The following is a 21887-nucleotide window of genomic DNA, read 5'->3' on the forward strand; positions in this document are numbered from 1 at the left end:
ACTGCAGCGCAAGAGGCAAATGGTCGATGCCCTCGTCGCATTGGGCAAAAGCAATAGTGGAAACAGCGGCGGTTAGATCGCGCCAGCGATTGCCGAATCCCGGAAGGTCCATGAGCCCGACGTCTGGTCGGCGCCTGACCCTTCAAATTCGGCGGGGCCCCGTCCTCTGGTTCTCGGGCGAAGGGGCGCGAGATCCTAGCAGAATCCGACAATATCCGATCACTGCAGTTCGAAGCCTCCGCCTCGCCACCTCTCACTGCGGGGTAGCTGAGATTCACCGAGCCTACAGGGTCGGCGACGGCATGCCACGCATACCAACGTATACGACAAGTATCTGAGCAGACCATTTGCTAACACCTTTCCCAGGATGGCGTTAAATCCCACGCGGCGTAGATTTAACAGGCAAAAAGACCAAGTGAAAATTCTTGTCCGCAACTCACCGTAGCGACCCAAACAGCTGCATCGAGGACGGGCAGGCGTCGTTTCTGCACCGTGTACGTACCATCGGCTTGGAACGATCCTGTGGAGGTAGCGTAATGATCAGCGCCAGCTGTAGCAGCACCTTCCGACGGCGACCGTTCCAACACTACTTCTGTTCGAAGGCAACTGCGCTTTCTTGCGAGGAGCCAGCACGTCAACCCAAAAGTAGATAGGATCTGAATATGCCTGAAGAGATCAGACTCAATGATGGCTCCGCTATTGCCCAACTCGGCCTTGGCGTATGGCAAGTGGACCCGTCCATTACCGCCCAGGTTGTGAGTTGGGGGATCGAGGCGGGCTACAGATCGATCGACACTGCCGAAGGATATGGGAACGAGGAAGGCGTCGGGCAGGCTATCCGCGGCGCTGGCGTCCCGAGGAACGAGTTATTCGTAACATCGAAGCTGCGCAACGGTGCTCATCAGCGCGATAACGCGTTACGCGCTTTCGACGAGACGATGAGCAAGCTCGATATCGAACAGCTCGACCTGTTCCTGATCCACTGGCCGATACCGAGCCAGAACAAATATGTTGAGGCATGGAAGACGCTGATCGAACTCAGGGACGCCGGTCGGATCAAATCAATCGGCGTCTCCAATTTCAATCAGGAGCATTTGGAACGGATCATCGGCGAGACCGGCGTCACTCCCGCGGTCAACCAGATCGAGCTCCACCCACGCTTCCAGCAGCGGGACAAGCGTGAATTTCACATCAAGCACAATATCCGTATCGAATCCTGGAGTCCCCTTGGCAGCGGTCGCCTGTTGAAGGACCCAACCATCGAAAGCATCGCCAGCAAGCACGGGAAATCCGTGGCGCAGACGATCATTAGATGGCACCTGCAGGAAGGGCTGATTGTCATTCCGAAGTCGGTTCACAAGGAACGCATCGTCTCCAATCTTGACGTCTTCGATTTCGAGCTGGACGCGGAAGACCTGGACACCATCAAAGGGATCGATTCACCGGATGGTCGCACCGGATCGGATCCGGCGACGACAACGTTCTTGTTCTGACACACGACATCTCGATGGTGGATAGACCAGCCAGCGATCAGTCTTCGAGCGTGCCGGAGAACAACGTTGCACCGCGGTCTTCAAGGAGTGGCAGCGAAGGATAATCCAAGATGGTCAACCCACCGTCGGCGATGAGCGTTTGGCCTGTGACGAACGAGGCGTCATCGCTCGCGAGAAATGCTACGACGGCCGCTATTTCGGCGGGCAATCCCATCCGATTGAAAGCGCTCGGAGGAACTTTCCAATCGCCTGCGCTACCGGAGGCTGGCTTTTCCGCATCGGTCTCGGTGGAAACCCAGCCAGGGCTTACACAGTTCGCCCTGATGCCATGAGGTGCACCCTCGATAGCCAGGGACTTGGTGAGCGCTTCCACAGCAGCCTTTGCCACACAATAAAGACCCCAATTGCCGTGCAAAGTAGCGGTGGACGAGATATTGACGATGGCGCCGCCGCCAGAATCGCGAAGTAGTGGTAATGCATAGGAAGAGACGAAGTAGGTGGAATCTAGATTGGGACCCCTCAGCTTGTCCCATCGAAGGCCGGGGCGATCTGAAGTCACGGCGCCACTTCGGCGAGAACCAAGGCCGGCATTGTTGACGACGATCCTCAAGCGACCCCAATTCGCGATTTGTTCGATCAAATCGGCTACCTCGTCCTCGCTTTCAAGATTGCATCGAAAGAAGCGCGCTTGCCCGTTCATTGCTGTTGCTTCCGCCTCGACTGTCCGGCCTTTGTCCGGATCGCGTCCAACGAAGGCCACTCTGGCTCCCTCTCGCAAGAACCGGTGAACGATAGCGCGCCCTATACCTGAATTCCCGCCGGTTACGAGAACATCCTTATTTTCGAACCGCATCCGATTTAGCCCTCCCCAGCCTCATATAGCAAAGCCCAGTCGCATCGCGCTACAAATTGGCCAACACAAATGGCGGTTACGTCTCACCGCTTACATTCTTTGGTGCTGCTGCCCCGTCTAGCACCAACAGGCCATCATTAATGTAGCTGCCGCCTTGCTGCGGTATAGCCCGGTCTAACAAAATCCAAAAAAGCCTCCAGGCCGTTCGCACCAACCCCCTGACGATCGCCTCTGGCTCGCGCAGCAACTCATCATCGCTTACCCGGAGCATAATCACTTCAGGAAATGCGGCATGAGAGAGCGTTATCCTGAATCCGCAATTCTTACGTCGAAGTTGGAAGCTTCCTGGCCACGTTTGCTTAAGGCCGACCGAAAGCAGGCCGCGTGGAGAGAGCACAGGATATTTTAGGATCATTTCGGGAGACCTTCGGACTCTTGCAGATATCCAAAACTTACCTCCCTGCTCGTCAGCCGCTCAATTGTACGCAAGTGGACGACAATAAGGTCTGGGTTTGTCGAATTTGACGCTTACGTATGATTCTCATTTCTTGACACGCCCGGCCAACGCAGTTCCTGGTCGCAAAGCCGACATCGAACCGGACGATGTGATTGCAGGACGGCAAAATTCGCCATTAGGGGCTACCATTGAGGAGTCCTGGCATACGGAGTCACGGCTCCCTGGCCACGCCTGTAAACTCTCGAGCCTCCACAGGCGCCGTTGCACCGTGACGTCCTTGAATTCTGCAATCGCAGCCGTCAGGCGACGGCCCGCGCCAATGCACATCGTGACCAGAGGTCGGAGAGTGCGCCGACCAGATGGTCAATATCGGCGTCGGAGTGCAGGGGCGACGGCGTGATCCGAAGCCGCTCACTTTTCCTGGGCACCGTGGGGTAATTGATCGGCTGGACGTAAATGCGATAGCTATCCAGCATGGTATCGCTGATCCATTTGCATTTCACGGGGTCGCCCACCATCACCGGCACGATGTGGCTGAGGTTCGGCAGATACGGGATCCCGATTCTCTCCAGACGACCGCGCACGCTGGCGACCCGGTCGCGATGCAGCTCACGCTCCGCATTGCTCCCCTTGAGATGACGTACGGCCGCAAGCGCTCCCGCCGCGACATGCGGCGGCAGCGAGGTCGTGAAGATGAGTCCAGAAGCAAAGCTGCGGATGAAGTCGCAGAGCGCGGCCGAGCCTGCGATATACCCGCCGACCACGCCGAAAGCCTTGCCGAGCGTCCCCTCTATGATGGTAATGCGGTCCATCAGCCCCTCACGTTCGGCTAAACCGCCACCGCGCGGCCCATACATGCCGACCGCGTGCACCTCGTCGAGATAGGTCAGGGCGCCATGCTTGTCGGCGACGTCGCATATCTCCTTGATCGGCGCAATGTCGCCATCCATGGAGTAGACGCTCTCAAAGGCGACGATCTTCGGTGCCTCGCGGCCATATTCCGACAGTAGCCGGTCAAGGTCCTTCGGGTCGTTATGCCTCCAGATACGCTTCTCCACCTTCGAATGGCGGATGCCCTCAATTATCGAGGCATGGTTGTTCTGATCGGAAAAGATAACGGCACCCGGAAGGTGAGCGCCCAGCGTGCCGAGCGTGGTCCAGTTCGAGACATAGCCCGAGGTGAACAGCAGCGCTGCCTGCTTGCCGTGCAGGTCGGCAAGCTCATGCTCGAGCAGCACGTGATAGTGGTTGGTGCCGGAAATGTTGCGCGTGCCGCCCGCGCCCGCGCCGCAACGGTCGAGCGCTTCATGCATGGCGGCGATCACCGGCGGATGCTGGCCCATGCCCAGATAGTCGTTCGAGCACCAGACCGTCACCTCGCTGCGAGTGCCATTGGCATACCGGATCGCCCGCGGAAAGTCGCCCTTTCTGCGCTCCAGATCGGCAAAGACCCGATAGCGTCCTTCGTTGTGAAGGCTATCGAGCTTCGCGGCGAAAAATGCTTCAATATCCATGCATGCTCCTCGGCGCCCGCTTGGACTCCGGCTTTCTATCGGTCAGCACGGCGCGACCGTCTAGAATAGGAGAATCGAAGGGCGTGCCGATGCCGGCCCCACAAAGTCGCGTGATGTCTTGGCGGGGTTCTCAAGAGTCACTATTGCCTAAGTGATGCTTGCGCGCTTTGTCGGTGTTGCGGCGCCTTGCCCGATCTTGCCCTGAAACGATTAGGCCGGATCGTTGTCGATGATCGCCTGAGCATCATTCTGACGAGCAGGCCGGGCTTCACTCACGACCCGTTACCTGACCGAAATGTAAGTCGCGCAGGTTGCCCTACTGAACGAAGGACGCGTGTCGACATCTCGGACCTTCTCAAGAGCCACGTCGAGACGACAGAGGAACAGTTCCGATCGCACGCCGGTGCGTTGGCCCGATTGGTTTCGGCTTTCGAAAGGCCCTCCGGATCGATGCCGGGGAACGAAAAATGACAAGAGGAGGATGATCCGATGGGCCAAACCATTAAACGTGACGCGCTGCTTCTCCGCCGGCTCGAACTTGTCGGACAGTCTTCGGGGATCGTCTTCGACCAATAGCGCAAAGGCACACCACTCACGGCAAGACTGCGCAAGTCATCCCAAGCCGCAGCGGGTAGCTTTCTCTCGTCCGAACGAACTCACTTTGGAAGCGACCGTAGCATTGGGAGCCTCCATTTGCGGAATGGTGACGATATGACAGCGGTTAAAAAGTCCAATTCTGCAACTGAAAAAGGGGGCGAGAGGACCAGGGTAAGCTGGAGCGATAGTACATCCCGGAGCAACGGGCCAGCGAGCACTGGTACAGAGCAAAGTGCGCCGCACGATCCTAACCTGCTCCAAACCCCCGAGCTTAATTCGTTTAGCACCAGGCTCCGTGCATGCCGCAGCTTTCTACTCACACCTGCCTCCCGCCCCGATCTCTTCTCGATGGCTGGTAGCCCTGGCGGCGACGCTCTCATCGTCGATCTCGAGTCCACCGTCGCCCCCGTGGACAAGCAGCGGGCGCGTGAGGCTGCGCTGGCGTTCTTGCGCCAGCCAATCGACACGGACTTTGTACGCATTCTGCGCATCAACAGTCCACGGTCGGCGGAAGGACTTCGTGACCTGCTCGCCCTCCACGAAGCAGGAAGCTGTCCGGACGCAATCATCATCCCAAAATGCCGGTCCGCGGATGAAGTCCGGATGGTGGCGGACATACTGGACCGCTCGCAATCCACTATCGGCATCATCCCGATGGTCGAACTTGCACGAGCAGTCTTCGTTGCCAATCTGATGGCAGAAGCCCATAGACGCGTCTGCGGGCTCTTCCTCGGCGGCGGCGACCTGGCGGCCGACCTGGGAGCCGAAGGTTCTTGGGAGAACCTGCTGTTTGCACGATCTCAGGCGGTGGCGGCCGCAGCCACAACCGGGATCGCCGCGATCGACGCGCCGTACTTCAAGCGCGACCATGAGGGCCTTCACCGCGACGCGGTAGCGAGTCGCAGGCTCGGCATGACTGGCAAGGCAGCTCTGCATTCAGAGCAGCTGGCCGCGATTGACGCCGTCTTCACACCACCACCGGAGGCCGTAGCCAATGCTCGTTCGGTCATCGCCGCTAGCACGGCGGCCGGTACTGACCTGCCCGTCTTGAACGGTCACGTCGTGGAACCGGCAATGATCCGGGAGGCGATGCGGGTGCTGACTATCACGGACCGACTGCGCAGCAGCTCAGGTGCGCCGGCATGTTAAACACCATCGCCGTGACGCTTGTGCCCGTTGCCTTTGTAATCTTTCTCGGATATCGCGCGGCGCGCCTGAAGTTCTTCGGAGGCACCGACCGGGCGATGCTGACCCGGCTCGTGCTGACCTGGCTCCTGCCGCCTCTGCTTCTGGCCGGAATCTTACAGACGCCCCGCTCAGACCTCATGGACTACAGGATACCGTTGCTGTTCGTGGTGGGGCTTACGGTTCCCTACCTCGCCATCCTGCTCGGCAGCCTGTTTGTCCTTCGCTACGACTTGCGCACGTCTACACTGAGGGCGAGCCTTCTCGCCTTCCCCGATATGGTGTTCATGGGCGTTCCGGTCCTCGGGCAGTTATTCGGCCCTTCAAGCCTCTACCCAATTCTCATCGCGAACCTGGTCCCATCGCTGATCATCGTTCCGCTCACCACCGTGCTCCTCGAAATTGGCTCCAACAGCGGCAAGAGCGCGGGGGCTCGTAGATTCTTCATCACGCTGGTGAAAGCGATACGTGAGCCGAGAGTCTGGGTCCCATTCATCGGCATCGTGCTGATGCTCCTTGACTTGCACATCCCCGCATTCGCCATCGACTCGCTTAAACTCATAGGCAATTCCACAACGGGGATTTCTCTTTTTCTTGCCGGGCTCATCATCGCCGAGGAAAAGGTGGAGCTAACAAAGGCAGTGGCCATCGACTGCCTGGTCAAGAACCTCGTTCATCCCGTCGCGATGTTCGCGGCCGTCCTGGCATTGGGGATTACCGGCGTCGTCGCGCGGGAGGCAATCCTGCTCGCGGCACTGCCTTCGGCGGTCATCACAACCATGTTCGCCGAAGAGCACCATGTTCTCGAGTCAGAATCCTCGACCACCATTCTCGCAACGAGGGTGCTCGCCTTCGCAACGATCCCGCTCATGATCGTAGCGACACAACATCTGATGATATCGTGAGAGGGGGGTCAGCTGTGAACGCCCCAGGTGATCTCTATCATTTTCATAGTGTGCGGCCCCACGAGGCGCCGCACGAGATGGAGGATGTAAAGCGGCTCCTGGCTGCCAATAATCTGGAGCTGGACAGCCAAATCGAGATTTTCGTTGTCTGCCGACACCAAGGGACCGTCGTCGCCTGCGCGGGTCTTGACCACTGCACAATAAAGTGTGTCGCTGTCGCCGAGCATCTACGCGGTGAGGCGCTCAGCCTGCGGCTGGGCAGCGAAGTCGTCAGCCTGGCGGCAGAGAGAGGGCAATTCCACCTCTTCCTCTACTCCCCACCGCATAACCAAACCTTATTCCGCGGCTGGGGCTTCTACCCCCTGGTCGAGGTTCCCCGGCAGATCGTGCTGATGGAGAATAGTACGGTTGCAATTCAAAGATATTGCGACAGGTTACGTGAGCAACGTCAGCCGGGCGTCACGATCGGCGGCATCGTCCTGAACGCGAACCCATTCACGCTTGGCCATCGCTATCTGGTTGAGCAGGCGGCGGCCGCTTGCGACTGGATCCATCTCTTCCTCGTCAGGGAAGATGCATCGTCTATCTCCTATGCCGATCGCTTCGCCCTCGTTGCGGCGGGCGTAAAGGATATCGACAACCTGACGCTGCATCAGGGCTCCGACTACATAATCTCGCGCGCCACCTTCCCGGGCTACTTTCTGAAGGATAAAGCGCTCGTCGATCATAGCTGGGCCGCTATCGATCTACTTCTGTTCCGGGAATACATCGCACCGGCCCTTGGCATCACCCAGCGCTACGTGGGCACTGAGCCGTTCGACCTGGTGACGAACAGCTACAACACTGAGATGAGACAGTGGCTGCAGCAACCAGCCTCGCCGGCTCCACCGATCAAGGTGATCGAGGTGCCCAGAATATCGATCCATGGGACCCCGGTCTCCGCGACCGAGGTCCGAAGATTGCTCGCGCACCGGAATTTTAAGGCTATCGAGGAACTGGTGCCAGCGACAACCATGAAGTTTTTGGAGCAAGACTATCCGCAAATTGTGCAAGGGGCATGATGAAAGGTCGAAATTCAATGAAGATTGTCAAAGAAGCTATAGCCGGCACGCTGGAATCTAGTGATCTGCTGGTCAAGGTTGCGCCAAGCGATACACGCGAAATCGTGATCAAGAGCGAAGTATTCAAGCAGTTCGGCAAGCAGATCGCGCGTGTCGTTGCCGAGACCCTGGATCAGCTTTCTGTCAAGGCCGGATCCGTGGTGATCGAAGACAAGGGCGCGCTGGATTGTGTCATCCGGGCACGGGTTCAGGCCGCGACGTTGCGTGGCTCCGGGTCCGAGGACCTGGATTGGCGGAGGCTGTCATGAAATTGCGTCGCAGCATGCTCTTCGTCCCCGGCGACAATGCCGCGATGCTGAGCACCTCATTCATCTACAAACCCGATTCGATCATGTTCGATCTCGAAGACGCGGTTTCACCACGTGAGAAGGATTCGGCGCGGTTGCTCGTCTTTCAGGCGCTCCAGCACCCCGTGTATCGGGATATCGAGACCGTCGTGCGCATCAACAGCCTCAGCACGGAGTTCGGCAGGAAAGATCTAGAGGCCGCCATCAGAGGGGGCGCCAACGTGGTGCGGCTACCCAAGACAGAAAGCCCAGAGGCGATCCATGAGCTCGAGACACACGTGACACGGATCGAAATCGCGTGCGGACGCCCTGTCGGAGACACAAAGCTGATGGCAGCGATCGAATCCGCCTCGGGCGTTGTCAACGCCATGGCGATCGCAAGTGCGTCGCCGCGGATGATTGCGATCGCCATGGCCGGGTTCGACTACCTCGTCGACATGCATACGCACCGCAGCGACGACTGGCAGCCCGAGCTGTTCTATGCACGAGCTGCGGTCCTGCACGCCGCGCGAGCGGCGCATATCGACGCCTTCGATGTCGTCTATGGCAATGTGAACGATGACGAGGGTTTCATGCGCGAGGTCAAAATCGCCAAGCAGCTCGGCTTCAACGGAAAGTCGCTGATTCACCCGAAGCAAGTTTACCTTCTTCATAGAACATACGCGCCGACGCAGGACGAAGTCGATCACGCCAGACGCGTGATTGCAGCGGCAGAGGAAGCGCTCCGCAAAGGAATGGGGGTCGTCTCACTCGATGGCAAGATGATTGACCCACCAGTGCTCAAAGAGGCTGAAATGACATTGCAGCTTGCCGAAGCGGCCTGAAACAAACACTTCGATTGAGGACGACACTTATGACCAGTTCGCTCACGCCACTGCAATCGCCGGATTCCGTACTTGGCCAGTCGCAGCCTTTCACGGGAGCGACGGCCCAGACCCCTTATCTCGATGCCGTCGATACGAAATTGCACCGCAAACTTTGCCGATCGCTTGAGGAAGCCATCGAGCGATCGGGGCTCAAGGATGGGATGACCATCTCATTCCATCACGCCTTTCGAGAGGGCGACAAAGTCGTCAACAGGGTCGTCGACACTCTGGCGCGGCTCGGCTTCAAGAACCTTACGCTCGCGTCGAGCTCCTTGCTCGGCTGCCACGATCCTCTCGTCGACCACGTCAAGAGCGGTGTCATCACTGAAATCTATACTTCGGGCATGCGCGGCAAGCTCGCAGAAGCCATTTCGAACGGCCTGATGGCGCGGCCCGTACAGGTCCACTCGCATGGCGGCCGTGTCCACTTGCTGCAGACGGGAGAGTTGCAAATCGACGTGGCTTTCCTGGCAGTAGCCTGTTGCGACGAGTTCGGAAACGCCAATGGAACTCATGGCAGGCTGAATTGCGGTTCGCTTGGCTACGCGAAGGTCGATGCGCAATTCGCTCGCCAGGTCGTAGTGTTGACAGAAGAAGTGGTCGACTTCCCGAACCACCCGGCCAGCATTTCGCAGGATCGCGTCGACTGGATCGTCAAGCTCGACGAAGTCGGTGACCCGTCGAAGATCAGCGCAGGCGCCGCGCGGGTCACGAACAATGCACGCGAATTGCTGATTGCCCGGAATGCAACGGACGTGATCGAGCACTCGGGTTATTTCGTTGATGGCTTCTCAATGCAAACCGGTTCGGGAGCGGCGGCCACCGCTGCTACCCGCTTCCTGGAGGAGCGCATGACGCGCAGGGGAATCAAAGCAAGCTTCGCGTTGGGCGGCGTTACTGGTGGCATTGCGGATCTGCACAAGAAGGGTCTGATCAAGACCGTCGTGGATGTGCAGTCATTCGACCAGGATGCCGCGGAGTCGCTGCGTACCTCAAGCGGACATCTGGAGATCTCGGCAAACGAATATGCGAATCCCACCTCCAAGGCGGCATACGTCGACCGCGTGAACATAGTAATTTTAAGTGCTTTGGAGATCGATCTTGATTTCAACGTCAACGTGATCACCGGTTCCGACGGCGTCATGCGAGGCGCATCTGGCGGGCATTGCGACGTGGCAGCGGCGGCCGACTTGACCATCATTGTGGCCCCTTTGGTGCGCAGCCGGATTCCCACAATTGTTCGACGCGTCACGACAAGGCTGACTCCTGGTGAATCGGTCGATGTTGTCGTCACGGATCAGGGCATCGCGGTAAACCGGAACCGTCCCGAAGTCGAACAGCGCCTGCGCGAAGCCCGGTTGCCGGTCATGACAATCGAAGAGTTGCACCAGCGGGCGGTGACACTGACCGGGGAGCCCGAACCGCTCGAATTCACCGACCGCATCGTCGGCGTTGTCCGTTATCGCGACGGCAGCGTCATCGATGTCGTGCGGCAGGTGAAGGGCTGATCATGGATTCCCATGCCGAAATGATCGGTGAGACCAGTATCAGCCTCGAGCAGATGCTGGTCGCAAGGGAGCAGCGGGTTGCGCGCCAAGCCGTTGCTCTCGCGCGATTCGGCAGACCTTTAATTTCAGTGACGCTCGTGATCCCCGGTCCGATCAAGGATGGCCAACTACCGCGACGTTTGATGGCCCAAGGGCTTCGAGAATTGGATGACGTCGCGTTCAGGCGGGGCTGGAGCGTCCTGTCGCACGAAGCCTTGTGGCAGGAGACCGGCCCGGAGGCGCTCTACGTCATTGACACGGACGCATGGACCCTCAAATCGGCTGCCATCGAGCTTGAAGACCGCCACCCCATCGGGCGCCTGTGGGATCTGGATGTCATCGCTCCCGGGACGGGCTCACTATCCCGCCGAAGCCTCGGCTTTCCTCCGCGCCCCTGCCTCGTCTGCCCACAGCCGGCGCACGTCTGCGGCCGCTCGCGCAGGCACCCGCTGGAAGAGCTGTTGAGCACGTTGAGAAAGATCGTCCATGAATATGATCTACGGACAGCCATATAGCAGGCTGTGGCGCGCTTCGCAGGACAAAGCGCAACAGACAATTGGCGCTGCCGCGATTGCGGACTATGTCAACAGGGCATTGCTCACAGAGGTGATGCTCACCCCCAAGCCCGGGCTGGTTGACGCGCGCAATTGCGGCGCTCACTACGACATGGACATAAATACGTTCCTGGCGAGTGCGCGGGCTATTGCTCCCTGGTGGCCGCGCTTCCTGGAGATGGGCCATGAATCCGCTGGAATCGCTGCTTGTCTCTCGCTGCCGCTGGTGCGGCCCATCGGACTCCAGTGCGAACAAGCGATGCTGCAGGCGACACACGGCATTAACACGCATAAGGGCGCCATATTTTCCTTCGGCTTGCTCTGTTTCGCCGCCGGTCGGCTTTTGACGAATGGGTTCGATTTGACTCGAGAGAGCATGTGCGCCGAGGTGGCAGGCATTTGCTCCGGACTCGTTGATCGGGAGCTTAGGGGCACACTGGAGGCGGGTACGGCGGGTGAAAGGGCGTTCCGTCGCTTCGGCTTCCCCGGTGCCAGAGGAGAGGCAGCGTCTGGTTTCGCGACAGTGCGCACGACGGCGTTGCCAGTGTACGCCGGCTTACGGTTCGACGGCGTAAGCGAAGAAGTGGCGCTCCTACAGGCGCTATTACATCTGCTGGCCGTCAACGACGATACCAACCTCGTTTCCCGAGGCGGTCTTGCTGGCCTTGGCTACGTCCGCACATACGCCACAAAGCTTCTGCAGGCGGGCGGCGCCTTGGCACCGGATGGTGCTGCGAAAATGGTAGCCTTCGATGACGCGCTGATCAGGCGCCATCTCAGCCCAGGAGGCACCGCAGATCTGCTAGGCCTCACATGGTTCATCGCGCAGTTTCCCGCTGTGCACGAAGACGCGCGGATCTGACTCCCTCTCGAGATCCTGCGTCTGACACCATCGAGATAGGCATGCGCGGCGGGTCTTGGTCTCGACCCATTTAGCATTGAATTGAAGATGCTGCAGGGGCAAGGCGCGTCCTGGCTAGCTTGTTTCAGTTAGCGCAACATCGTCACAGGCGCGGCAAGAACGACGAAGCCAGCGGGTCATCGCGTCCACTAATGTTGGGCCCTCGCCGATCGACGATAGGAGATCCGGCACTGAGACGGCAGCAGGCTGGAGCCGCTGCTACGGCCGGAACGCGTCAGGTAAGGAAATCCAAATGGCAAAAACGGTGGCGGATCAATTCGCGGAAATCCTCGCCGCCGCGGGTGTCAAACGCATTTTCGGCATCGTCGGGGATAGCCTGAACGGTCTGACCGACGCCATCCGACAACAAGGCAAGATCGAGTGGATCCACGTCCGGCACGAAGAAGTTGCCGCTTTTGCCGCCGGCGCCGAGGCGCATCTGACGGGCGAGCTCGCCGTATGTGCGGGAAGCTGCGGGCCCGGCAACCTGCACCTCATCAATGGTCTGTTCGATTGTCACCGCTCGCGCGTCCCTGTTCTTGGAATCGCCGCCCAGATCCCCTCGGGCGAAATCGGCAGCGGCTATTTTCAGGAGACCCGTCCACAGGCGCTCTTCCAGGAATGCAGCCACTATTGCGAGTTGGTCTCCGGGCCCAACCAAATGCCACGGGCTCTCGAGATCGCCATCCGCCAAGCCGTCGGCAAGCGCGGCGTTTCGGTGCTCGTTTTACCCGGCGACATCGCGCTGCAGGCCGCTGCCGACGCGCCGGTCAAACTAGGCGGGTTGCTCCCATCCGCGCCGATGGTAACGCCGTCGCCGAACGACCTCGATCGTTTGGCAGCGCTCCTCAACGGTGATGGCCGTGTGACGATCTTATGTGGCTCGGGATGTCAGGGCGCCCACGACGAGTTGCTGGCGCTAGGCGAGCGCCTCAAGGCGCCAATGGTTCATGCGCTCCGCGGCAAGGAGCATGTCGAGTGGGACAATCCCTACGATGTCGGCATGACCGGGTTGATCGGCTTCTCCTCCGGCTACCATGCAATGCGCGCCTGTGACGTGCTGCTCATGCTGGGGACCGATTTCCCCTACCGCCAATTCTACCCGGAAGGTGATGGCGCCCGCATTGCTCAGGTCGATCTGCGGGCAGAGAACATCGGCCGTCGCGCTGCAGTCGACCTCGGCGTTGTGGGAGACGTCCGTACCACCATCACCGCTTTGCTGCCGCTGCTGACGGAGAAACGCGACGATACGCACCTTACCCAGGCACGGCAGCACTACGTCAGGACGCGCAAGGCACTCGACGGTCTCGCGATCGGCACGCCCGGAAAGCGGCTCATTCATCCGCAGCAGATCGCTCAGGCGATCAGCGACCAGGCCAGTAAGGACGCTGTCTTTACCTGTGACGTCGGTCTGCCGACGGTGTGGGCCGCGCGTTACCTCACCATGAACGGCAAGCGGCGGCTGCTCGGCTCTTTCTGGCATGGCTCGATGGCGAATGCGATGGCGCAGGGGATCGGTGCCCAGGCCGCATTTCCCGATCGGCAGGTGATCTCGCTGTCCGGCGACGGTGGCTTCGCTATGTTGATGGGCGATTTTCTGACGCTGGCGCAGCATCGCCTTCCCGTGAAGGTGGTGGTGTTCAACAACGGCGCGTTGGGCTTTATCGAACTCGAGCAAAAATCCACCGGCTTCCTCGATTTCGGCACAGAGCTGAAGAATCCGAACTTCGCCGCAATGGCCGAAGCTGTCGGCATCCGGGGCATCAGGCTCGAGGATCCGGCGGAGGTGGACGACGGAATCGCGGATGCCCTCGCCCACGACGGGCCGGTTCTGATCGATGCTGTGGTCAACCGGACCGAGCTCGCAATACCGCCTTCCATCACCATGGAGATGGCGAAAGGGTTTACCCTCTACATGGTCAAGGCTGTGATTAGCGGCCGAGGCGACGAGGTCATCGACCTCGCAAAGACCAACGTATTGCGCTGAGATCGGTAATGGAGATTAGGACCAGCCTCTGCTCCCGGCTTCGGCTGACCTCATGGGTTTGTCAGCGAGACCGCGTATCGGTTATTGTTTTGATCGGTGCCTCGACACTCAGTGGCTGTGCTGAGGGCGTGCTCGATCCAAAAGGACCGATCGCCTCCGGTGAGCGGCAAATTCTGTTTAACTCGCTCGGCATCATGCTTGCCATCGTGATCCCGACGATCTTGGCCACGCTCGGCGTTGCGTTCTGGTTTCGCCACTCGAATACGCGAGCCCGCTACCTGCCGGATTTCAGATATTCCGGTCGTCTTGAGATGCTGGTTTGGTCGATTCCAGCCATGACTGTGCTGCTGGTTGGCGGAGTGGCCTGGATCGGCTCACACGATCTCGACCCGGGCAAGCCAATTGCCGACACGATAAAACCCGTCACTATTCAGGTCGTCTCGCTCGACTGGAAATGGCTGTTCATCTACCCGGATCAAGGCATTGCGAGCGTCAATCAGCTGACAATCCCGGTCGGCACGCCGGTCAGCTTTGAGCTGACCTCGTCGGGCGTCATGAACAGCTTCTTCGTACCGCAACTGGGCGGCCAGATCTACACGATGGCAGGGATGACGACGCGTCTTCACCTTCAGGCCGACCATCCTGGAACGTACCGAGGGCTGTCGGCCCAGTTCAGCGGCGATGGCTTTGCGGATATGCGCTTCAACGTTGAGGCGGTGCCAGCCGACCACTTTGAGCAATGGGTGACCGCAACCCGCAATATTGGTCCGGTGCTCGACACACAGGCGTATGCCGATCTCGCCAAGCCCAGCATAGCGGTTGCGCCTTTCAGCTATCGCAAGGTCGCTCCCAACCTGTTCAAAAGCATCTTGGGCACCAGACTACAGCCTGATGATCAATCGCGTCTCTCCCAGGCGGTTGAACAAAGGACCCAAAAATGAATGTTCTTGGCAAGCTCAGCTGGGACGCGATCCCGTTCGACCAGCCGATCGTCATGGGCGCATCTGCGGTCATGGGGTTAGCCATGCTGGTCGTCCTCTCCTGGGTCACAGTGAAGGGGCATTGGCCTTACCTGTGGCGTGAGTGGATCACATCCGTTGACCACAAGCGTATAGGAGTCATGTACTTCCTGCTGGCGCTGGTCATGCTGCTCCGCGGATTCTCCGATGCAATCATGATGCGGGGGCAGCAAGCGGTCGCGGCTGGCGGCGCGCAAGGATATTTGCCGCCGGAGCATTTCGACCAGATCTTCTCGGCGCACGGCACCATAATGATCTTCTTCGTGGCCATGCCGCTCGTAATCGGCGTTATGAACTTTGTCTTGCCACTGCAGCTCGGTGTCCGCGATGTGGCCTTCCCGACGTTGAATTCTGTTAGCTTCTGGCTGACGGCTTCAGGCGTTCTGTTGATCAACATCTCCCTGGTGGTCGGCGAGTTTGCCAAGACAGGGTGGGTCGCTTATCCGCCGCTCAGCGAGCTGCAGTTCTCGCCCGGCGTCGGTGTCGACTACTATCTTTGGGCGCTGCAGATCTCCGGCATCGGCACGTTGCTGACGGGAATAAATTTCGTCACCACAATTCTCAAGATGCGCGCTCCGGGAATGGGTTACATGCGCATGCCGGTTTTCTGCTGGACGTCGCTTGCGGCGAACCTGCTCATTGTCGCGGCATTTCCGGTTCTGACCGCGACCTTCGCGATGCTCCTGCTCGACCGCTATCTTGGCTTTCATTTCTTCACGGTCGGTGGGCAGGGCAACCCGATGATGTATGTCAATCTGTTCTGGGTGTGGGGTCACCCGGAAGTCTACATCCTCATCCTGCCGGTGTTCGGCGTCTTTTCGGAAGTTATCGCGACTTTTTCAGGCAAGCCGCTGTTCGGCTACCGTTCGATGGTGGCGGCTACCATGGCGATCTGCGTCCTCTCCTTCCTGGTATGGCTGCATCACTTCTTCACGATGGGCGCCAGCGCAGACGTCAACGGCTTCTTCGGGGTCATGACCATGATCATCGCAGTGCCGACGGGCGTCAAAATCTTCAACTGGCTGTTCACCATGTGGGGCGGGCGCATCCGATTCACGGTGCCTGTGCTATGGACTATCGGTTTCATGGTGACGTTCGTCATCGGCGGCATGACCGGCGTATTGATGGCCGTGCCCCCCGCCGATTTTCAGCTGCACAACAGCCTCTTCCTCGTCGCGCATTTCCATAACGTGATCATTGGCGGCACCGTATTCGGGGCGATGGCAGGCTACAATTATTGGTTCCCAAAGGCGTTCGGCTTCAAGCTCGACGAACGCTGGGGTAAGGCCTCGTTCTGGTGCTGGCTGGTGGGGTTTTATATCGCATTCATGCCGCTTTATGCGTTGGGGCTGATGGGCATGACCCGACGCATGCAGCATTACGACGATCTGAACTGGCAGCCTTGGCTGTTGGTGGCGGCAGCCGGCGCTGTCGTCATTCTGGCGGGCATTGTCTGCCAGATTATCCAGCTCATCGTTTCGATCCGCAACCGCGAGCAGCTGCGCGACGCAACGGGCGACCCGTGGAACGGCCGCACGCTTGAATGGTCCACTGCCTCGCCGCCACCGGCCTGGAACTTTGCAATCCTGCCGCATGTCGACGGGGCCGACGCATTTTGGGCCCTCAAGGAAGGGAAGCCCGCAAATCAGGATCAACCGGCGCGGCCGCGCAAGTACGAGCCGATCGAGGTGCCGAAGAACAGCGCGACAGGCTTCGTCACCGCATTCTTTGCTGTCGTCACCGGCTTCGCGTTGATCTGGCACATCTGGTGGATGGTCGGCCTGGGGCTGTTCGGCGCGTTCGTGACGGTGCTCCTTTTCGCCTTTCGCAATGACGAGGAAACGGAAGTACCGGCCGAGCAGATTGCACGGTTTGATCGGGCGCAGCAGCTGGAGCTTGTGGTATGAACCTCACCGTCGCTGTTGGCGAAGGCGATCGCCCGTCACTGCCGAGCACAAGCCAAGCCGGACCGGCTCCGAAGCGGATCGTCGTTGCCTACGGTTTCTGGATCTTCCTCCTTAGCGACGTCGTGATGTTCGCAGCGCTCTTTGCCGCTTACGCTGTGCTCGCGACCGCCACTGCGGGCGGTCCGAAAGGCGCCGAGCTATTCAATCAGGCCAGCGTCGGGATCGAAACCGCTTGTCTTCTTGCCTCGAGCTACACATGTGGATTGATGTCCTTGGCAGTCGGCTCACGACGGCGCGGAGCCACTTATCTGACTGCGGCGCTCACATTCGCCCTGGGCGTCGCTTTTCTCGTTTTCGAGCTGAGCGAGTTCACCGGTATGATCGCGCGTGGAGCGACCCCGCAACGCAGCGCGTTTCTTTCAGCATTCTTCACCCTTGTCGGCTGTCACGGGCTGCACGTCAGCGCGGGGCTGATCTGGCTGTCGGTGATGATGGCGCAGGTAGCGGTCAAGGGCTTTCGCCCCACGGTGGAGCGCCGGCTGCAGTGCTTTTCCCTGTTCTGGCATGCGCTCGACATTATCTGGGTTGGGCTGTTCACGGTTGTCTATCTGATGGGAGTCCGGCCATGACGGAAATACGTTTCGATCGCGCGCCCGGAGACAGGTCAGTCTTCCCTGAGAAGGAAGAGAAGACATCGGCCGGTGTGCTCGTCTACACCATTGGATTGGTCGTCGCGGCGATCCTCACGTCCATCTCCTTCTGGGTCGCCAACACCTCGCTGCTCTGGGCACCCGGAATCCCCCTCGGTCTCGCCGTCCTTGGCATCGCTCAAATGGGAGTTCACCTGGTGTTCTTCCTGCACATTACTACGGGGCCGGACAACACGAATAACGTGCTGGCGCTTGCGTTCGGCGTACTCATCGTAATCCTCGTCGTCGCCGGCTCGCTGTGGATCATGGCCAACTTGAACAACAACATGATGCCTCCGCTCGAACTGATGGACTTGCACATGCAGCGCTGAACTATCGCATGCTGCACCGACCAGCTGCGAGCTGCACGTAGCCTATCTGAAGGGCCTCAACCCGGCACACGTTGTCGCGAAGCGGAGCGTCTCGCATCAGCGATGCCCGCGGCAGTGACCGCTCACGCCCCCTTTCGAGAGACCAACCCGGTACACATCACATCGGAGCAATCAAATGACCGCGCGCGCATCGATCCAGATTGAGGTGCCTACCACGGAACATCCCACCGGCTGCAACTTGCTGCGCAATCCCCGCCTCAACAAGGGGACGGCGTTCTCCGAGGCAGAGCGGCGAGCATCAGGTTTGGAGGGTCTGCTGCCGCCCGCGGTGAGCACGATCGCTCTGCAGGTGGCGCGCCGGCATGACGAGATCGCCGCTCTCGACGACGACCTGCAGAAGTACCTGGCGCTGTCGGATCTGCAGGCGCGCAACGAGACGCTCTATTACGCGCTCTTGATGTCGGACCCGGCCACCTACATGCCGCTCGTCTATACGCCGACAGTTGGCGAGGCTTGCCAAAAGTTCGGCCATGTTTTTCGCGCGCCACGCGGGCTATATCTGCCGATCACTGCGCGCGGTCGGCTGAAAGAGCTGCTTGCCAATTGGCCGGAAAAGGATGTGCGCTTCATAGTTGTCACCGATGGCGAGCGCATCCTCGGACTTGGCGATCTTGGCGCTGGCGGTATGGGAATTCCGATCGGCAAACTGACGCTCTACACCGCCTGCGCAGGAGTGCCGCCGCAACACTGTCTGCCAGTCGTCCTCGATGTCGGCACCAACAATCACGAACTCCTGGAGGACCCGCTGTATCTCGGCTTGCGTCGTGAGCGAATCCGGGGCACGGAGTATGCGGCCTTCATCGACGAATTCGTCGATGCCGTGCAGGCGCTTTATCCCAGGTGCTGTATCCAATGGGAGGACTTCGCAAACTTCAACGCTGTTCCCATTCTCGAGCGGCACCGCGACAGGATCTGCACCTTCAACGACGACATCCAGGGTACTGCAGGTGTCGCGCTGGCCGGCATCTACGCAGCGCTGCGCATCTCAGGGCAGCGGCTCTGCGAGCAGAGATTCCTGTTCCTCGGCGCAGGCTCGGCGGCGACCGGCATTGCCGAGCTGATCAGCCTCGCGATGGCGAGCGAGGGCACGGAGCTCACGGCGGCGCGGGGGCGCAACGCCCTGTTCGATGTCAATGGCCTGGTAGTGAAATCGCGCACTGATCTCACCAACTTTCAGCAGCCGTTCGCCTTGGATCATGCGCCGGTCGCGACTTTCGTCGAGGCAGTAAAGGCGCTCAGGCCAACGGGCATCATCGGCGTCAGCACCACGCCGAACCTGTTTGATCAGCAAGTCATCGAGGCTATGGCCGAGATCAACGAACGGCCGATCATCTTTCCCTACTCCAACCCGACTTCGCGCTCCGAGTGCACCGCCACGGAGGCCTATGGCTGGTCGCAAGGTCGGGCGGTCTTCGCGAGCGGCAGCCCGTTCCCGCCAGTCGAGATCGACGGGCGGCGCTTTGTGCCGGGGCAAGGCAACAATGTCTACATCTTCCCGGCCATGGGCTTAGCGGTCTTTGCCACCGATGCGACCCGAGTGACCGAGGACATGTTCATCGTCGCCGCCAAGGCCGTGGCGGAGCAGGTTAGTGAGGAGCACCTCGCGACCGGACTGATCTATCCGCCGCAGAGCCGCATTCTCGAGGCATCGCTCCATGTCGCCGAGAGGATCGCCGCCTACATTTTCGATCAGGGCTTGGCAAGGGTGCCGCGCCCGAACGATATCGGTGCGCTGATCAGTGCTTGCACTTACCGACCAATCTATTCGGAGGAGGCCGGCTAAGATCGCTTCCCAAACCGATGCATGCGGATCAGGCATGAGCGAGCGCGCACCTGTACATTCTGGGGAGGGGTCGTCCGTAGTCTGCGTTGACCCGGGCGTAGCCGCATCGCATCCAGGCAGTGTTGAAACGGGTGTGATAAAAGGGGCCGCAGTGGACTGGGTCGACGAGTCGGCCGGCAGTAAACCGTTGCTGTTTGCGCTCAGTCTGATCGCAGGCAGCGTAGACGTCATCGGCTTCCTCGGACTTGGCGGCCTGTTCATAGCCCATATTACCGGAAATCTCGTTGTACTTGCCGCCAGGCTTGTCGGCGACGGTCAAGCGCCAGTGGCTCATTTGATCTCGGTTCCGGTGTTCGTGCTCACAGTCACCCTGGTGAAACTTCTTGTGACTGGATTGGAGCGTATGCGGATCCCCTCCCTGCTGCCTCTGCTCCTGCTGCAGTTCGCCCTTCTTTCTGCTTTCCTTGCCACCTGTATCGAGAACGGACCGCATGTGGATCCTGATTCAGCAAACATGGTTGTCGCGGGCATGCTGGGCGTCTCGGCCATGGCTCTTCAAAACGCTCTTGTGCAGCTCTTGAAAGGGGCGCCCTCCACTGCGGTCATGACAACCAACATAACGCGTTTCGTGGCGGATTTCAGCGAGGCGCTGTTTGGAAGCAGTACCGGCGATCGGATCAACGCAAGAAAGCGTGCGCAGCGGGCGGGACTGGTGATTGCCGGCTTCTTCACCGGATGCGCACTCGGTGCAGCCTGCGAACAAGCATTCGGCCTGTGGTCGCTCCTGCTGCCGGCAAGCGGCGCGCTTATCGCTGTCGTGCTGGGGACAATCCATGCCGGCCCAACCACGATTTGTCGCTAGAAAGAACGTCCGACGGGCTATGCTAATCTGCCAATATATTCAGCAGATAAGCTCAATTACGCAATCAGCCTCCAGTTCTACAAGAACAAGGATAGTCGGCAGGATGTACCCTCGGATACTCTAGGTTTGCAGCGGCCGACGAACAGTTCCGACTGGCCTGACCGTTATCGGCAATCTCTTTGCGCAAGAGCAAGCCAATGGCAGCAGTAGCGATCAAGCCAGTTCCCGCTTGAAGCCTTAGCTACCGTATAGGTGCTGTTCCGGCCCATGGTTGGAGTATTGGTTTCCGCTCCGGCACGGAACAGCGACATCGATCACGAAGAAGTTCCCCTCGCCTTAACGCGACGCCGGGCGGTGCCCCTCGTTGAAGCAACAGGAGATTCCATGCGACGGACGTCCATGATCATCGTTGCCCTCTTGTTCAGCTGCAGCGCAAGTTATGCGCAAACGATGAGCACACTATCATCAGGAGCGACCTCCCCGCTCGGCATTCCGGGGTCCAGCGGCTCGGGTGCATCCAGCACCGGCATTCCTCTGGGTGCGACCGAGATTGATCCAGGGGGAGTGAGCACAGCAATCGGCACAACCTGTTCGACCTTCGACGGAGGTGGACTCACAACGCCCGCCTCAATGGCTTCAGCATCGGATTGCACGTCCTCGCCCAACTTATCTTCGGGTGGCACTGCGTCACCTCTGTCAACCCCGGGTTCGAGCACAAGTTCTGCACTGAATGGCGGCACAATCCCGCTGAGCTCGACTGAATTGAGCAATGCCGGCGTGAGCCCAATAATTACGATCCAGGCACCGAGCAGCACGAGCAACAGCATCGGCAGTACTGCGATAAGCGTCCCCTCGTCCGGCAGTGGTGCGTGCAGTGGTCTGAGCAGCGGGAGCAGTTCCAACTCGGGCTCCGGATCGACGAGCACAGTCGCGTCCCTTCCCGGGTGCTACTAAAGCGGGGTTTTTTA

General features: G+C 59.5%; 19 protein-coding genes. 16 read left to right on the plus strand and 3 right to left on the minus strand.

The genetic code is table 11. The annotated features are described in order from the left end of the window. Positions 1 to 662 precede the first annotated feature (662 nt). On the plus strand, positions 663 to 1493 hold the full coding sequence (locus O7A05_RS06300) for an aldo/keto reductase (RefSeq protein ID WP_337092122.1): 831 nt from the start codon (positions 663 to 665) through the stop codon (positions 1491 to 1493). Between the two features lie 37 nt (positions 1494 to 1530). Here the strand turns inward: O7A05_RS06300 and O7A05_RS06305 are convergent, their stop codons facing one another. Both O7A05_RS06305 and hemA read right to left on the minus strand, forming a co-directional pair. Then, complete coding sequence (locus tag O7A05_RS06305; RefSeq protein ID WP_337092123.1) at positions 1531 to 2346, minus strand: SDR family NAD(P)-dependent oxidoreductase; 816 nt, start codon at positions 2344 to 2346, stop codon at positions 1531 to 1533. Positions 2347 to 3102: 756 nt separating this feature from the next. Further along, positions 3103 to 4317, minus strand: coding sequence for a 5-aminolevulinate synthase (hemA, locus tag O7A05_RS06310; protein WP_337092124.1), 1215 nt, complete (start codon positions 4315 to 4317; stop codon positions 3103 to 3105). Positions 4318 to 5028: 711 nt separating this feature from the next. On the opposite strand from hemA, the gene O7A05_RS06315 reads away from it, so the two are divergent. The 15 genes from O7A05_RS06315 (at position 5029) to O7A05_RS06385 (ending at position 20919) form a co-directional block, all read left to right on the plus strand. Continuing rightward, a complete protein-coding gene (locus O7A05_RS06315) occupies positions 5029 to 6063 on the plus strand; it encodes an HpcH/HpaI aldolase/citrate lyase family protein (RefSeq protein WP_337092125.1) in 1035 nt (344 codons plus the stop codon). Further along, a complete protein-coding gene (locus O7A05_RS06320) occupies positions 6057 to 7004 on the plus strand; it encodes an AEC family transporter (RefSeq protein ID WP_337092126.1) in 948 nt (315 codons plus the stop codon). Before O7A05_RS06315 ends, O7A05_RS06320 begins: the two co-directional genes overlap by 7 nt. A 77-nt stretch (positions 7005 to 7081) precedes the next feature. After that, on the plus strand, positions 7082 to 8065 hold the full coding sequence (gene citC / locus O7A05_RS06325; protein WP_337092128.1) for a [citrate (pro-3S)-lyase] ligase: 984 nt from the start codon (positions 7082 to 7084) through the stop codon (positions 8063 to 8065). A 17-nt stretch (positions 8066 to 8082) separates the two neighbouring features. Next, entirely contained in the window at positions 8083 to 8373 is a 291-nt protein-coding gene (gene citD, locus O7A05_RS06330; RefSeq protein ID WP_337092129.1) for a citrate lyase acyl carrier protein, read from the plus strand. Further along, complete coding sequence (locus O7A05_RS06335) at positions 8370 to 9236, plus strand: aldolase/citrate lyase family protein (RefSeq protein ID WP_337092130.1); 867 nt, start codon at positions 8370 to 8372, stop codon at positions 9234 to 9236. The genes citD and O7A05_RS06335 overlap by 4 nt, the downstream gene beginning before the upstream one ends. Positions 9237 to 9265: 29 nt before the next feature. Then, positions 9266 to 10786, plus strand: coding sequence for a citrate lyase subunit alpha (gene citF / locus O7A05_RS06340; protein WP_337092131.1), 1521 nt, complete (start codon positions 9266 to 9268; stop codon positions 10784 to 10786). Positions 10787 to 10788: 2 nt separating this feature from the next. Next, positions 10789 to 11340, plus strand: coding sequence for a citrate lyase holo-[acyl-carrier protein] synthase (citX, locus tag O7A05_RS06345; RefSeq protein WP_337092132.1), 552 nt, complete (start codon positions 10789 to 10791; stop codon positions 11338 to 11340). After that, positions 11312 to 12241 (plus strand): triphosphoribosyl-dephospho-CoA synthase CitG, encoded by a 930-nt coding sequence (gene citG / locus O7A05_RS06350; protein ID WP_337092133.1) that lies wholly within the window; start codon positions 11312 to 11314, stop codon positions 12239 to 12241. Before citX ends, citG begins: the two co-directional genes overlap by 29 nt. 292 nt (positions 12242 to 12533) lie before the next feature. Continuing rightward, complete coding sequence (gene poxB, locus O7A05_RS06355; RefSeq protein WP_337092134.1) at positions 12534 to 14267, plus strand: ubiquinone-dependent pyruvate dehydrogenase; 1734 nt, start codon at positions 12534 to 12536, stop codon at positions 14265 to 14267. A gap of 89 nt (positions 14268 to 14356) precedes the next feature. Then, positions 14357 to 15208, plus strand: coding sequence for a ubiquinol oxidase subunit II (cyoA, locus tag O7A05_RS06360; protein WP_337092135.1), 852 nt, complete (start codon positions 14357 to 14359; stop codon positions 15206 to 15208). Then, complete coding sequence (cyoB, locus tag O7A05_RS06365; protein ID WP_337092136.1) at positions 15205 to 17193, plus strand: cytochrome o ubiquinol oxidase subunit I; 1989 nt, start codon at positions 15205 to 15207, stop codon at positions 17191 to 17193. Before cyoA ends, cyoB begins: the two co-directional genes overlap by 4 nt. Next, complete coding sequence (gene cyoC, locus O7A05_RS06370) at positions 17190 to 17822, plus strand: cytochrome o ubiquinol oxidase subunit III (protein ID WP_337092137.1); 633 nt, start codon at positions 17190 to 17192, stop codon at positions 17820 to 17822. Before cyoB ends, cyoC begins: the two co-directional genes overlap by 4 nt. Next, positions 17819 to 18214, plus strand: coding sequence for a cytochrome o ubiquinol oxidase subunit IV (gene cyoD, locus O7A05_RS06375; protein ID WP_337092138.1), 396 nt, complete (start codon positions 17819 to 17821; stop codon positions 18212 to 18214). The genes cyoC and cyoD overlap by 4 nt, the downstream gene beginning before the upstream one ends. A gap of 175 nt (positions 18215 to 18389) precedes the next feature. Further along, positions 18390 to 20057, plus strand: coding sequence for an NAD-dependent malic enzyme (locus O7A05_RS06380; protein ID WP_337092140.1), 1668 nt, complete (start codon positions 18390 to 18392; stop codon positions 20055 to 20057). Between the two features lie 151 nt (positions 20058 to 20208). Beyond that, positions 20209 to 20919, plus strand: a complete 711-nt coding sequence (locus O7A05_RS06385; RefSeq protein ID WP_337092141.1) for a YoaK family protein — start codon at positions 20209 to 20211, stop codon at positions 20917 to 20919. A 437-nt stretch (positions 20920 to 21356) separates the two neighbouring features. Here the strand turns inward: O7A05_RS06385 and O7A05_RS06390 are convergent, their stop codons facing one another. Beyond that, a complete protein-coding gene (locus O7A05_RS06390) occupies positions 21357 to 21821 on the minus strand; it encodes a hypothetical protein (protein WP_337092142.1) in 465 nt (154 codons plus the stop codon). Positions 21822 to 21887: the final 66 nt, after the last annotated feature.

The organism is Mesorhizobium argentiipisi (SeqCode) (assembly GCF_037179585.1).
Taxonomy (GTDB): domain Bacteria; phylum Pseudomonadota; class Alphaproteobacteria; order Rhizobiales; family Rhizobiaceae; genus Mesorhizobium; species Mesorhizobium argentiipisi.